The 12912-nt window shown below is 64.3% G+C and carries 12 protein-coding genes; 5 read left to right on the plus strand and 7 right to left on the minus strand.

Going from position 1 to position 12912, the window contains the following annotated elements:
• Nucleotides 1-30 precede the first annotated feature (30 nt).
• From ACIPZH_RS00865 to ACIPZH_RS00885, 5 genes are all read right to left on the minus strand, one after another.
• Nucleotides 31-1443, minus strand: a complete 1413-nt coding sequence (locus ACIPZH_RS00865) for a DOPA decarboxylase (RefSeq protein WP_400634630.1) — start codon at nt 1441-1443, stop codon at nt 31-33.
• A 112-nt stretch (nt 1444-1555) separates the two neighbouring features.
• Nucleotides 1556-2500 carry a LysR family transcriptional regulator gene (locus tag ACIPZH_RS00870; RefSeq protein ID WP_241805856.1) on the minus strand — a complete coding sequence of 315 codons (945 nt, stop codon included), beginning with the start codon at nt 2498-2500 and terminating at the stop codon, nt 1556-1558.
• Nucleotides 2501-2692: 192 nt separating this feature from the next.
• Nucleotides 2693-3403 (minus strand): YebC/PmpR family DNA-binding transcriptional regulator, encoded by a 711-nt coding sequence (locus tag ACIPZH_RS00875; RefSeq protein WP_039603624.1) that lies wholly within the window; start codon nt 3401-3403, stop codon nt 2693-2695.
• Nucleotides 3404-3498: 95 nt separating this feature from the next.
• Nucleotides 3499-4890, minus strand: a complete 1392-nt coding sequence (locus ACIPZH_RS00880; RefSeq protein ID WP_400634631.1) for an FAD-dependent oxidoreductase — start codon at nt 4888-4890, stop codon at nt 3499-3501.
• A gap of 14 nt (nt 4891-4904) precedes the next feature.
• Complete coding sequence (locus ACIPZH_RS00885; protein WP_400634633.1) at nt 4905-6221, minus strand: MFS transporter; 1317 nt, start codon at nt 6219-6221, stop codon at nt 4905-4907.
• 241 nt (nt 6222-6462) lie between these two features.
• On the opposite strand from ACIPZH_RS00885, the gene ACIPZH_RS00890 reads away from it, so the two are divergent.
• Nucleotides 6463-7332, plus strand: coding sequence for a LysR substrate-binding domain-containing protein (locus ACIPZH_RS00890; RefSeq protein WP_400634635.1), 870 nt, complete (start codon nt 6463-6465; stop codon nt 7330-7332).
• A gap of 175 nt (nt 7333-7507) precedes the next feature.
• Nucleotides 7508-7882, plus strand: a complete 375-nt coding sequence (locus ACIPZH_RS00895) for a DUF2784 domain-containing protein (RefSeq protein WP_241805860.1) — start codon at nt 7508-7510, stop codon at nt 7880-7882.
• On the opposite strand, the gene tam is transcribed toward ACIPZH_RS00895, so the two are convergent.
• Complete coding sequence (tam, locus tag ACIPZH_RS00900) at nt 7872-8648, minus strand: trans-aconitate 2-methyltransferase (RefSeq protein WP_241805861.1); 777 nt, start codon at nt 8646-8648, stop codon at nt 7872-7874. The two genes, ACIPZH_RS00895 and tam, sit on opposite strands and share 11 nt — an antisense overlap.
• Before the next feature lie 103 nt (nt 8649-8751).
• Between tam and ACIPZH_RS00905 the strand changes: the two genes are divergently transcribed.
• Nucleotides 8752-8931, plus strand: coding sequence for a hypothetical protein (locus tag ACIPZH_RS00905; protein ID WP_267823218.1), 180 nt, complete (start codon nt 8752-8754; stop codon nt 8929-8931).
• Nucleotides 8932-8934: 3 nt separating this feature from the next.
• Here the strand turns inward: ACIPZH_RS00905 and ACIPZH_RS00910 are convergent, their stop codons facing one another.
• The gene (locus ACIPZH_RS00910; protein ID WP_241805863.1) at nt 8935-10344 is read right to left on the minus strand and encodes an amino acid permease; all 1410 of its coding nucleotides are present in this window, start codon (nt 10342-10344) and stop codon (nt 8935-8937) included.
• Nucleotides 10345-10669: 325 nt separating this feature from the next.
• Between ACIPZH_RS00910 and ACIPZH_RS00915 the strand changes: the two genes are divergently transcribed.
• Both ACIPZH_RS00915 and ACIPZH_RS00920 read left to right on the plus strand, forming a co-directional pair.
• Nucleotides 10670-12094, plus strand: a complete 1425-nt coding sequence (locus tag ACIPZH_RS00915; protein ID WP_241805864.1) for a PLP-dependent aminotransferase family protein — start codon at nt 10670-10672, stop codon at nt 12092-12094.
• A gap of 262 nt (nt 12095-12356) precedes the next feature.
• The gene (locus ACIPZH_RS00920) at nt 12357-12899 is read left to right on the plus strand and encodes a WYL domain-containing protein (protein WP_400634639.1); all 543 of its coding nucleotides are present in this window, start codon (nt 12357-12359) and stop codon (nt 12897-12899) included.
• The last annotated feature ends 13 nt before the right edge of the window (nt 12900-12912 follow it).

Raw genomic sequence — 12912 nt, forward strand, 5'->3', positions numbered from 1 at the left:
GCACGGGGCCGCTCTGCGGCCCCAAGCATTTCAGCCGTTAACCACTGCCTGCAAGCGCTGCCACAACTGCTCGACATGTTCACGCTCAGTGGGCAGCGCCCCCACCGAAACCCGCACCATCCAGCGCCCATTCAAGGTCGCCGGCGTAACATAAGCATCACCGGAGGCATTGAGCCGCTCAGCCCAGGCCTTGGTATGCGCATCCAGCGCTTGCCCCTCCAGCCCCGCAGGCCGGTGCACAATGCACAAGGTCTGCAACTGTACCGGCGCCAACAACGCCCACTCCCCTGCAGCCTCGATCTGCGCAGCCAGCCAGCGGGCATTGTCCATGTCGCGACGCAAGCGCTGCTGCAACGCCTCAACCCCTTCGCTACGCAACATGAACCATAGTTTCAGTGCCCGGAACCGGCGCCCCAGGGGGATGCCCCAGTCGCGCAGGGTCTTCACCTCGCCATCGACCGCTGACTGTAGGTAGCTGGGGTTGGTGCTCATCACCCGAATCAGGTGCTGCGGGTCACGCACGTAGTAGATAGAACAATCGAACGCCACACCCAGCCATTTGTGCGCGTTGACCACCACGGAGTCGGCCAGCTCGATACCGTCCCACATCCAGCGGCATTCGGGCAGGATCATCGCCGAGCCGGCCATGGCAGAGTCGACGTGCAGCCACACCCCCTGGGCCTGGGCGATCTCGCCAATCTGGCGCAAGGGGTCCAGCGCCGTAGTGGTCGTTGTGCCGGTGGTGGCGACCACTGCGCAAGGCTGGTTGCCGTCGGCCAGGTCCTGTTCGATGGCCGCCGACAAGGCCTCGGGGCGCATGGCGAACTGCTCGTCGGTGGCGATCAGGCGGATGTTGGCGCGGCCGAAGCCGGCCAGCAACGCGGCCTTGTCCACCGAACTGTGGGCGTGGGCACTGACGTAGACGATCAGCGGTTTGGCTTCGGCTTGCAGGCCGCCGCGCACCAGGGCGTAATCGGTGGCACGTTCACGGGCACAGATCAGCGCGACCAGCGTGCTGGTCGACGCGGTGTCCTGAATCACGCCGCTCCACTGCCCCGACAACCCCAGCAACTGGCGCACCCAGTCCAGGGTGGTTTCCTCCAGCTCGCTCAGCGCCGGGCTCGATTGCCATGACAGGCCCAGTACCCCAAGGCCCGTGCTGAGAAAGTCGCCGAGCACCGAGGACAAAGTGCCATTGGACGGGAAGTAGCCATAGAAATCGGGGTGTTGCCAATGCGAAAGCCCAGGCATCACCAGGGTGTTGACGTCATCGAGGATCGCTTGGAACGGTTCGCCTTGTTGCGGCGCGCCGGCAGGCAAGGCAGCTTTCAGGTAGCCGGGCTCGACCTGGGCCATCACCGGGCGTTCACCGACCGTCTGGCGGTAATCGGCAATCAGGTCGATCAATTGGTGGCCGTATTGACGGAATTGTTCTGGGGTCACGCGCGGTCTCCTGTGGGTTGTCCGCTGTCGGCGATGGGGCGCCACCAACAGCTCAAGGGCCCCAGTCTAGGCGCGTACCGCCACGCCTATAACCTCGCTTCGCGCATACCTGCTATGGCGAACCCGCATGCCCACCCTGCACGCCGAACTGTGATTGGCGCCACAGCTCGAACACCCGGTTGCGCAACCAGCGGTGCTCGGCCGACGCCTGCAGGCGCTGGTGCCACACCACCCAGTAGCGCTGGGTATGCTCCACAAACCCCAACGGGCGCCAGGCCAGGCCATGCAGCCGGCACAGCTGGCGGGCAATGTGCTCGGGCAACGTCGCCAATGCCTGGCTGTTACCCACCACCTGCACGGTGGCCGAAAAGAACGGCACCTCCAGGCTGATGCGCCGTTGCAGCCCCTGGGCGCGCAGGTGGCGGTCGATGAAGCTGTCCTTGTCGCCACCGCCACAGATGCGCACGTGCTTGAAGGCCAGGTAGTCGTCCTGGCTCAGCACTTCGCAGGCCGCCAGCGGATGGTCGCGGCGCATCAGGCACACCGCCCGGTCCTCGCCGAGCAGGCGGCCGTGCAGGTTGGCCGGCGACTCGTCGAACAGGGTGGTGGCAAGGTCGATCTCGCCGCTGGCGAGCAACGCGTATTGCCCGGCCTGCCAGGTGCGGTAGTCGATACTGACGCCGGGGGCTTCCTGCTCCAGCGCCGCCACCAGCAGCGGCAGCATGTGCTCGGCAACGTAATCGGACGCGGCCAGGCAGAAGCGCCGCTCGCAACGGGCCGGGTCGAACGCGGCGGGCTGGCGCAGGGCCTGGAGTTCTTCCAGCACCTGGCGCAGCGGTTCGACCAGGGCTTGGGCGTATTCGCTGAGCACGTAGCCGCGGCCCTGGCGCACCAGCAATGGGTCGTCGAAGGCTTCACGCAGGTGGGCCAGCTGGCGGCTCAACGCCGACTGGCTGACGCCCAGGCGCTCGGCGGCGTGGCTGAGGTTTTTCAGCTGCAGGAGGCAGTCAAGGGTACGCAGGTGGGCGAGGCTGAGGGAGGCGAAGGTTGGGTTCATACAGGCTTCCCTGTGCTGTATCACAGGCCCAATCGCCGGCAAGCCGGCTCCCACAAGGACGGTGCAAGCCTCAGGTTCCCGCAGGCACAGTGCAACCCCTGGGTTCTTGCAGGCACACTGCGGGCCATGGGCCTGCGAGGTCCCTGTGGGAGCCGGCTTGCCGGCGATTGGGCCGCAAGGCGGCCCCGCTTTTTACTCGGTCAGGCCAACATAGACGTTCTGTACGTCATCGTTCTCGTCGATCGCTTCAAGGAACGCCTCGACTTCAGCCAGCGCCTCGGCACTGAGGCTGGCAGCGCTCACCGGGTTCTTCGGGGTATAGCCGATCTTGGCCGAAGAAACAGTGAAACCATGCTCAGGCAGGGCTTTTTGCACTGCATCCAGGTCGGTGGTGTCGGTGATGAACAGGGTCGAGCCCTCTTCCTCACCTTCTTCAAAGTCCTGGGCACCGGCCTCGATGGCGGCCATTTCCGGGTCGGCATCGCCGTCGGGCATGGCTTCGATCAGGCCCACATGGTTGAAGTCCCACGCCACCGAACCGCTGGCACCGAGTTGGCCCTTGCGGAACAGCACGCGAATCTGCGCGACGGTGCGGTTGACGTTGTCGGTCAGGCACTCGACGATCAGCGGCACCTGGTGCGGCGCAAAACCTTCGTACGTCACCGCCTGGTACTGCACGGCATCACCGTCCAGGCCCGCGCCCTTGCGGATCGCCCGGTCCAGGGTCTCGCGGGTCATGGAAGCCTTCTTGGCTTGCACGATGGCCAGGCGCAGGCGTGGGTTCATGTCGGGATCGGCGCCCGACCTGGCCGCGATCTGGATTTCCTTGGACAGCTTGCCCATGATCTTGCCCTTGGCATTGGCAGCTGTTTCTCTATGCTTGGCTTTCCACTGTGCGCCCATGTCGACTCTCTTGTTTCAGCGGCCGGTTCAGGAAGCGACCGGCCAAAAAGTGGGAGCAGTTTATACGCCCTCGGGCCAGTGTTCGACAAGAAATCTCATGCTTTGTCGGCCTTGCCCGCCGCCGCGGCGAAGCGGGCCAGCCGTACGTCCAGGTGGCGTGGCCGCAGCCCCCGGTCTTCGGCGCGCTCCTTGCGGCGAATGGCATTGCGCACCATCAGCGAGCCCAGGTAGCGGATCGGCTCCGGCGGGAACAGCCCCAACGGGCCCTTGACCAATGGCGAGCGGGTCCACGGGTTGTCCAGCCCCAGCGCCAGGGACGAGAGGATCTGCCCGCCCATGTGGCACGGCCCTACCCCGCTGCCAGAATAGCCGAAGCCATAGAACACGTTGCCCTGCCCGTCCAACCGCCCAAAGAACGGCAGCCCGGTCACCGAGCGGTCCGAGGGGCCGTTCCAGCTGGCCGCCAGCGGCACATCGGCCAAGGCAGGGAAGAAATCGGCCAGGCTTTCGCGCAGCAGCGGCTGGTACGGCGAGGGTTGATCGAACACCGGCAGCATGCGCCCGCCATAGGCGAAGGTGTTGCCACCCTTGCCGAGCATCAGCCGCCCATCAGAAGTGTTGTGGTAGTAATGCACGAAAATCCGTGAGTCCAGCACGCTGATGCCGTTGTTCAGGCCGATCTCGCGCAGCAGCTCGGGGCACGGCTCGGTGATCACCATGTCACTGGAAACTATCGCCACGCTGCGCTCGAACTGCGGGAAGGCTCGCGCCATCCAGGCATTGAGGCCGAGCACGACACGGTCGGCACGCACCGTGCCATGGGCCGTGCGCACCTGCACCGGGGCGCCGTGCTCCAGGCCGGTCATGGCTGTGCCTTCATGGATGCGCACGCCGCGCTGCAACGCCACCCGCCGCAGGCCGCGCACCAACCGGCCTGGCTGCACGGTGGCGGCGGCTGGCGAAAACCAGCCTTCCAGGTGCCGCGCTGAACCGGCCAAGCGCTGCACCTCGTCCAGCGGCAAACGCTCGAATGAATTGATCCCCTTGTGCTCCAGCGCAGCGATCACCGCATCGGTGGCGCCCACCTGGGCCTGGTTGGTGGCGGTGTACAGGGTGCCGTCCAGGCGGTAGTCGCAATCGATGCCATTGGCCGTGCAGAATGCGCCAATGGCACCGATGCTGCGCTCCGACTCGCTTACCAGGCGTACCGCTTCGGCCACCCCGAACAGACGTTCGAGGGTGAAGTACTTGGCCGACCACGACAACGCACACCCCCCATTGCGCCCACTGGCGCCCGCACCGCAGATGTCTGCCTCGATCAGCAGCACGTCCAGCGACGGTACTGCCTCCTTGAGCATCAGCGCGGTCCACAGGCCGGTGTAGCCGCCGCCTACGATGCACACGTCGCAGCGGGCATCGCCTTGCAGCGGCGGGCATACCACGTCCTGCTCACAATCCAGGGCCTGTTGCAGCCAGAAGGGTCTCATTCGCTCGCTTTCCTTTAGGTACGCAGTGGCTTGATCGCCATGCTGGTGTTGGGAGCCACATCATTGGCCTGGGCTGCACTGGCCGGCCGGCTGTTCCAGTGCGGCAGCAGCACCAGGGCCGAGAACAGTGCGCAACCAGCGAACACGATGAACACCGTGACGCTGTCGAAGTAACCGGGCAGCAGGCCGCCAAGCACCGCGCCCACCGAGCCGCAGCCATTGACGAAACCTGCTGCCGTGGCACCGGCCTTGGCCGTGCCGAAGTCGATGGCCGCCGCGCCGCTGATCATCGAGTCCGGCCCGTACAGGGTCAGGCCCATGAAAAACAGCAAACCCACCACCATGACGATGCTCCCGCTGTGCATGGCTGCCATGAACGCCGCCAGGGCCACGGTCAGCAGCACCAGGCTGATCACACAGGCCGGCATGCGCCGTGCGCCGAACAGCTTGTCCGAAGCCAGGCCAATGATGATCGGGCCCAGCAGCCCGGCCAGTTCAAAGGCCGTGGGGATGATCGCAGCGCCTACCTTGCCCACCGAGGGCATCTGCTCGAAGACGATCACCGGCCCCCAGAGCAGGATCGCGTAGCGCGCCGGTTTCAGAAGAAAGTACGCCAGGCCCAGGGTCAATACCGTGCGGTTGTGCAGGATCTCGCGCAGCGGCGCCCAGACACTGCACAGGCTACCGGCCGGCGCCATGCTCTGCGGCTCAGGCTCGACCGCCGGCAAGCCTACATCTTCGGGTTTGTTGCGCTGCAGGAAGAAGAACAGCACCGCCACCGCAGCAACCACCGCGGCACTGGAGAAGAATGCCGCATGCCAGGTGCCGATCAGGGTGTAGGCCCACCAGCCGGCGAACGGCGAGGCGACCAGGCCGCCAAAGGCATAGCAGGAGCTCCACAACCCCAGTACCCGGCCGCGCTGCACGGCGGGGAAGAAGCTGCCGATGTTCTTGCACAGCCCGGCCCAGCCCGTGGACTGCGCCAGGCCTTGGATCAGCATGCAGGTGGCGAAGATCGGGAAGGTAGCGTAGCTGCCCATCACCACGGCTGCCGCCGCCGAAATCAACAGGCCCCCTAGCACCACCACGCGCGGGCCGAAACGGTCGGCCAGCATGCCCCAGGTGAACTGGCCGACCGCATAGGCGGCCAGGTAGATGGCGTCGAGGTTGGCCATCGATGCCTTGTCGAGCATGAATGTCGGGTCTTCACCAATGCCTAGCTTGGCCACCGAGAAGGCCTTGCGGGTGAAGTAGAAGGCGGCGTAGGCCAACCAGGTGATCGCGAAAATCTGGATGCGCCAACGTTTCAACGCGGATAGAGAGTGATTCATGTGCGTCTGACCTCTTGCTCAAGTGTGCCGGCAGAATGTGAATAAACGCCTGTCTTGTTTTTGTGTTGCGCACTGCATGACGTGGCTCGTCATCTGGTCAGATGGCGCGGGGGTGCGCGCCATGTCCCGCAGCTGCTCGTGGCAGCGCCGGGGTTGATGAATATGGAAACAGCTGGTGACTGATAAATAAAATCGATTTATCGTATTTCAAACATAAGCTCAGCTTGTTACTGGAGTCGACATGTCGGTGTCCCACGCTCAACTCAAGGCTTTCCATGCAGTGGCCGTGCACGGCAGCTTCACCCGGGCGGCAGAAAAGCTGTTTCTGACCCAACCGGCCGTCTCCGACCAGGTGCGCAAGCTCGAAGAGCGCTTCGGGGTGTTGCTGTTCCACCGCAACAAACGCTCGGTGCAGTTGACCGACCTGGGCGAGCGCCTGCTGGGCATCAGCAAGCGCCTGTTCGCCTGTGAGGCCGAAGCCCACGAACTGCTGCAAGACTCCCGCGCCCTGCACACCGGCAGCCTGGTGCTGGCGGTGGATGCGCCGGTGCACGTGCTGCCCCAGATCGCCCGCTTTTGTCAGCGCTACCCGGGCATCCAGGTCAAGGTCGAGACCGGCAACACCGATGAATCCCTGGCCCGGCTGTTCAGCTACCAAGCCGACCTGGCACTGTTGGGGCGCGATGTTGACGATGAGCGCCTGCACTGCCTGCCGCTGCGCCGCGACCCGATGGTGGCGTTCGTCTCGCACAACCACCCCTGGGCCAGCCGTGGCTCGATCAGCCTGGCAGACCTGGACGACACGCCGCTGGTGCTACGCGAGCCTGGCTCGGTGACCAGGCAGACGCTTGAGGAAGAAATGCAGCGCGCTGGCTTGCGAATTCGCCCCGCCATTCAGGTCGAAGGCCGCGAGGCGGCGCGCGAGGCGGTGGTGGTCGGGATTGGCGTGGGGGTGGTGTCGGCCGCCGAGTTCGGCGCCGATGCGCGGGTGTGTGCACTGCCCATTGTCGATTGCCAGCGGCACCTCACCGAGACACTGGTGTGCTTGAGCGAGCAGCGTACCCGGCGGGTGGTGGCCACGTTCCTGCAGGTGGTACAGGAAAGCTTGTAGCGGCCATGCCGGCGATTGGGCCGGTAAATCCAATGCAAGACTCAAGAGAAAGCCCCGCAAAAGCCATCCTGGCTAGAAAACGCCCAGCACCTCCAGTCCTGAGTGCCGTGTTCAATAGGCCAGTGAAGCCTTCATAACTATGCTGGGTATACATCCCTGTCAAAATGCATACCCCATGCTCTACCGTCTAGCCGCCGACACCCTGGTGCTGCTGCACCTGGCCTTCATCCTGCTGGTACTGTCAGGCGGCCTGCTGGTGCTCAAGTGGCGCCCCGCCCTGTTCATCCACCTGCCCGCCCTGGCCTGGGGCCTGGCGGTTGAGGGCCTGCACCTGGAATGCCCGCTGACCGACTGGGAAAACCGCATGCGCTTCGCCGCAGGCGGTGCCGGCTACCACGGCGGCTTCGTCGAGCACTACATCTGGCCGCTGATCTACCCTGCCGGGTTGACCCCGCAGATCCAATGGCTGCTGGGCGGCGTCGTGCTGGTGGTCAACCTCGTGATCTATGGCTGTGTGATCCGGCGCTGGCGCCGCTCACCTACCGGGTAGCGATGACGAACAGCCGCGGGAACGGCAGCAGCACCTTGCCGTCGGTGGCCGCCGGGTAGTCGTGCTGCATGGCCTGCAGGTACATCTGCAGGAAGTCCGCCTGCTCTTTCTCGTCCAGCCTGGCCAGATAAGGCCGCAGGGCCGACCCCTTGAACCACTCCACCACCGCCTCGGCGCCACCGGTCAACGGGTGATGATAGGTCGTGCGCCATACGTCCACCCGCGTACACAGCGGGCTGAGCAGGTCGTAGTAGAACGCCGCGTTATGCCGGGGCGGCAAACTCAGGTCGGCGAATTTTTCGGCCCAAGGGCCACGACCGGCAATCTCGCGCAACTGGCGGTGGGCCGGCTCGTCAAGGTTGTCCGGGGTTTGCACAGCCAGGCTTGCACCCTCACTGAGCTGGCGCACCAGGTGCGGGTAGAGCGAACCGTGGTCAGGCAGCCATTGCAGTGAAGCGTTGGCCAGGATCAGATCCTGCGGTTCGGGGGCGGCCCACTGGGCGATATCGGCGATTTCGCAACGCACCCTGGGGATGCGCAAGCGCTGGCGTGCACGGGCCTTGTCGATCATGTCCGGGTCACTGTCCAAGGCCGTCACCTGGGCGTCGGGGTGGCGCTGCAGCAGTATTTCAGTGGAATTGCCTGGGCCGCACCCCAGGTCGGTGGCATGGCGCACCGGGCGTGGCGGCACCGCGGCAAGCAGGTCGCGCACCGCACGGGTGCGTTCGTCTTCGAACAGGGAATACTGGGTGGCGGACCAAGCCATGAGGGGCTCCTTTTGGCGGGCAATGTGCTCAGCATAAGCCATCTGTCGCCTGTACGGGCCCTGTCGAGGGAACTGTTCGCGGATACTTGAAGTCAGTCCTCATATGCGTATGCCGATGAAACCCTTCCTGGCCCTGGCCCTTCTGGCCCTGATGGCTGCCGCCGCCCTGCTCGGCTCACCCTGGATGAACGGGCGCTTTCACATGCCGGATGAGAAAACCCCCGCCCATCAACGCGAAACGGCCGGGTCCACGAGGGAGCCGGCCGCTTCGGGCAAGCACTAGCGCTTAGTGCTTACGGGCGCTGCGCATCTGGTGCACCACACCCATGGCCACAACGACGGCCGCGGCAATACCGGTGGAGATCACCAGGATCTGGTAGTCAGGCATGAAAGCCATGGTCACCAGCGCGGCGACGATGAAGGCGATCACCAGGTAGGTCAGCCACGGGAACAGCCACATCTTCAAACGGACTTCCTTGCCCTCGGCAATCAGCTTGCGGCGCATGCGCAGCTGCGAGAAGGCAATGACCAGGTACACCAGCAAAGCGATCATGCCGGTGGTGTTCATCAGCGTATCGAGCACGTCTTTCGGGCGCAGGGTCTCGCTGAAGTTGATCAGCGCGCACACCACGGCCACGGCGCACGAACCGATGATCGCGTTCACCGGCACGCCGGTACCAGGGCGGGTCGACTTGAAGAACGACGGCGCATCGCCACGCTGTGCCAGCGAGAACAGCATGCGTGAAGCGGTGTAGTGGCCCGAGATCAGGCAGCTGCTCACCGAGGTCAGCACCACGAAGTTCATCAACAGCTCGGCATACGGCACACCCAGCAGTTCCAGGGTGCGGCGATACGCGCCATAACCGGAAACGCCCAGGTGCGGGTCGTTCCACGGCACGAGGCAGACGATCAGGAAGATCGAACCGACGTAGAACAGGCATACCCGCCACACCACAGAGTTGGTGGCCTTGACGATCTGAGTGGCCGGGTCCTTGGCTTCGGAGGCGGCGATGGTGACGATTTCAGCACCGAGGAAGGCGAACATCACGCCAAGCAAGGCACCGATCACCGTGGTGATGCCATTGGGCATGAAGCCTTCGGCGGTCAGATGAGTGATACCGCGCACTTCACCGAACTGCCAGATGTTCATCACCGCTGCGGTACACACGATCAGGAAGCAGACGATCGCGATCACCTTGATCAACGCGAACCAGAACTCGAACTCGCCGTAGTGTTTGACGTTGAAGAAATTGACGGTGATCAGCACCAGGGTCGTGGCCAGCACGAACACGTTGACGCTCACATCAGGGAAGAAACCATGCAGGATCTTGCCCGCCACATAAGCTTCCCAAGCCATGAGGATGACCCAGTACCACCAGTACAGCCAGCCGATGGTGAAACCGGCCCAACGGCCGATGGCGCGGTCGGCGTAGGTGGAAAACGAACCGGTGTCGGGCGACGAAGTCGCCATTTCACCCAGCATGCGCATGATCAGTACCACCAGGATGCCGCCTGCCAGGTAGGCCAGGACAGCCGCCGGGCCGGCGCTGTGGATCACGCTGCCGGAGCCGACGAACAAGGCGCCGCCGATAACCCCGGCGATCGACATCATCGTCAGGTGGCGCGACTTTAGCGAGGCACTGAGTTTGCTCTCATGCCCGCTGTTCGCGGTGGTGGTTGTGGATGTTGCGTCCATCAGTTGTGTACCCCGTGCTTCTTTTTATCCAAGGAAAACTGTAAAGCCGCGATGGTCATCGGCCTCACCTGTACATCAGTGCTAATGCGGGCAGGAGGTGTGCGGTTACACACGCAGGCCTTCCATGGCGGCCTGCTGACGCGCCCCAGGGTTTGCCCCTTGGGCGAACTGAACATGCTTTATGTGGCGATATCTGACACCTAATGTAAAAATGTCCGGCACATAGAGCCATGCACAGTGGCATGAAAGTCGCACTGCACTGTACAGGTCGCCGATGCAATACACCCTGCAGGCGCCTGCCGTTACGCACCCTCAAGGCCCCCGAATGCTTGAATTACACCCAGACTCCTCGACGCCGTTGGTCAACCAGATCATCGACGGGCTGCGTGAGCTGATCGACAACCAGACCCTCAAGCCAGGTGCCAAGGTCCCGTCGATCCGCGCGTTTGCCGCGACCTACTCGGTGAGCACCTTCACTGTGGTCGAGGCATACGACCGCCTGGTTGCCCAGGGGCTGCTGGTGAGCAAGGGCAATGCCGGGTTCTTCGTCAACCGCGCGGCGGCGGAACTGCTGGAGAACCACGGCGCCGAGGCCGATGCCAGTCGGCCCTCGTTCAACTCCGAGTGGTACCTGCAGCAGATCTTCGAGACCCGCCAGTTGCCATTCAAGCCGGGCTGCGGCTGGCTGCCCAACGACTGGATGTACGAAGAAGGCCTGCGCCGCGGCCTGCGCCAGGTTGCCGGCAGCCCGCTGGAGCTGTCCGGCTATGGCGACCCGATGGGCCTGCCGGAACTGCGCGCACTGACCGCGCAGAACCTGCAGCAGGAACTGTCGATCGTCGCCAACCCGGCGCAGCTGATGCTCACCCACGGCGCCAGCCAGGCCCTGGACCTTGCCGTGCGCACGCTGGTGCGCCCGGGCGACGTGGTGCTGGTGGACGATCCCGGCTACCCCAACCTGATGAGCATCCTGCGCACCCAGGGCGCCACCCTGATCGGAGTGCCACGTACCCCCAACGGCTACGACCTCAACCACCTCGAACAGCTGTTGGCGCACCATCGCCCGACGGCTTTCTTCACCCAGCCACACCTGCACAGCCCGACCTGCTCGCGCACCCCGCTGCCGCAGTTGCACCGCTTGCTGCAACTGGCCAGCCAGCATGGCTTTCGCCTGGTGGAAAACAACCTGTACGCCGACATGGTCGCCGAGCCACAGCCGTGCCTGGCAAGCCTCGACCACCTGCAACAGGTGGTGTACGTGGGCAGCTACTCCAAGAGCATTTCGCCCAACGTGCGGGTCGGCTACCTGTTAGCCAACCCGGACCTGGCGCAGAAGCTGCTGCACCTGAAGATGCGCTCGGGCCTGACCACCTCGCAGGTGATGGAGCGCGTGGTGTATGCCGCGATCATCGACGGCCGCTGGCGCAAGCACCTCAAGCGCCTGCGCCAGCGCCTGGCCGAGGCCCACCAGGAAGTTGGCCGGCACCTGCACCGGCTGGGTTTCGAGCTGTTCATCGAGTCGGATGAAGGCATGTACATATGGACCCGTCACCCGGCGCTTCCCGACAGCGCTGCACTGCTCGATGATGCGCTGGAGAAAGGCATCATGCTCGGGCCCGGGCAGTTGTTCATGGTCGATGCCAAGCCGACCGGGTGGATGCGGTTCAATGTGGCGTTCAGTACCGACCCTGCGATGTGGGAGTTGTTGGAGAAGGTGCTGGTCAAGCACGTGCGCCGGGCGGGCATCTAGGGCTTACGGAGGGTGCTGCGGGCCTGCTCGCCGCGGCATTTTCAGCGTCTGCACCTCAAGCGCCGCGCGCGGCGCTCTATCCGATGGGGGCTATGAGCACGCAACCTCTATGCCGTAACCCCCGGCCCCGCTAACCACGGCACTGGCCATGCCACTGATCCTGCTGAACTTGGATCCGATCCAATGAACGGGTATGCTCGCGGCAATAGCCAATTGCCATCATTCAGGCACGCACCACGCCTGAACTTCAAGGACGAGCCCTTTGCCCAGCAACTCAACCCGCCATACGATCGCCCGCCAGTGGCAACTGCTCAAATTGCTGCCAGACCGCCATCCAGGCATGAGCTCCACCCAGTTGCAGGCCGCATTGGCCAAGGTCGGCTTCAAGACCAGCAAACGGACAGTGGAAAGAGACCTCAACGAGCTTGCTTCGCTGTTCCATTTGCGCTGCAACAACAAGGGCATGCCCTACGGCTGGTACTGGCAGCCAGGCCGCAGCCCGGGTGCGGCTCAAGTGCTGCAGCCGGATGCGCTCTGCCCTGCCCGGCAGATCGAATTGCGCGCCTGGGTGGATGATGCCCTCGCACGGCGCCTGGAAGATGAGCCCTTGTCAGCTGACATGCGCCTGGCCCCGCACGGCGACGGCGGCGCGACACTGGATGCCACCGTCGACGACAGCCGCGCGTTGATGGGCTGGCTGCTGTCCCAGGCGGGTTCGATACGTGTACAAGCGCCAGAGGCATTGCGCACAGCCGTGATCGAGCAGTTGCGCCAAAGCCTGGCCTTGCACGACACCGGCCACTAGGGGCCAGCTGGCA

Source organism: Pseudomonas sp. NPDC089758 (genome assembly GCF_044748705.1).
GTDB classification, from domain to species: Bacteria; Pseudomonadota; Gammaproteobacteria; order Pseudomonadales; family Pseudomonadaceae; genus Aquipseudomonas; species Aquipseudomonas putida_X.

Coding starts and splice junctions, on each gene's coding strand:
- ACIPZH_RS00895 (WP_241805860.1), top strand. CDS start 7,508: ATGCTCTACCGTCTAGCCGCCGACACCCTGGTGCTGCTGCACCTGGCC.
- ACIPZH_RS00875 (WP_039603624.1), bottom strand. CDS start 3,403: ATGGGCGCACAGTGGAAAGCCAAGCATAGAGAAACAGCTGCCAATGCC.
- ACIPZH_RS00880 (WP_400634631.1), bottom strand. CDS start 4,890: ATGAGACCCTTCTGGCTGCAACAGGCCCTGGATTGTGAGCAGGACGTG.
- ACIPZH_RS00910 (WP_241805863.1), bottom strand. CDS start 10,344: ATGGACGCAACATCCACAACCACCACCGCGAACAGCGGGCATGAGAGC.
- ACIPZH_RS00870 (WP_241805856.1), bottom strand. CDS start 2,500: ATGAACCCAACCTTCGCCTCCCTCAGCCTCGCCCACCTGCGTACCCTT.
- ACIPZH_RS00905 (WP_267823218.1), top strand. CDS start 8,752: ATGCGTATGCCGATGAAACCCTTCCTGGCCCTGGCCCTTCTGGCCCTG.
- tam (WP_241805861.1), bottom strand. CDS start 8,648: ATGGCTTGGTCCGCCACCCAGTATTCCCTGTTCGAAGACGAACGCACC.
- ACIPZH_RS00890 (WP_400634635.1), top strand. CDS start 6,463: ATGTCGGTGTCCCACGCTCAACTCAAGGCTTTCCATGCAGTGGCCGTG.
- ACIPZH_RS00915 (WP_241805864.1), top strand. CDS start 10,670: ATGCTTGAATTACACCCAGACTCCTCGACGCCGTTGGTCAACCAGATC.
- ACIPZH_RS00885 (WP_400634633.1), bottom strand. CDS start 6,221: ATGAATCACTCTCTATCCGCGTTGAAACGTTGGCGCATCCAGATTTTC.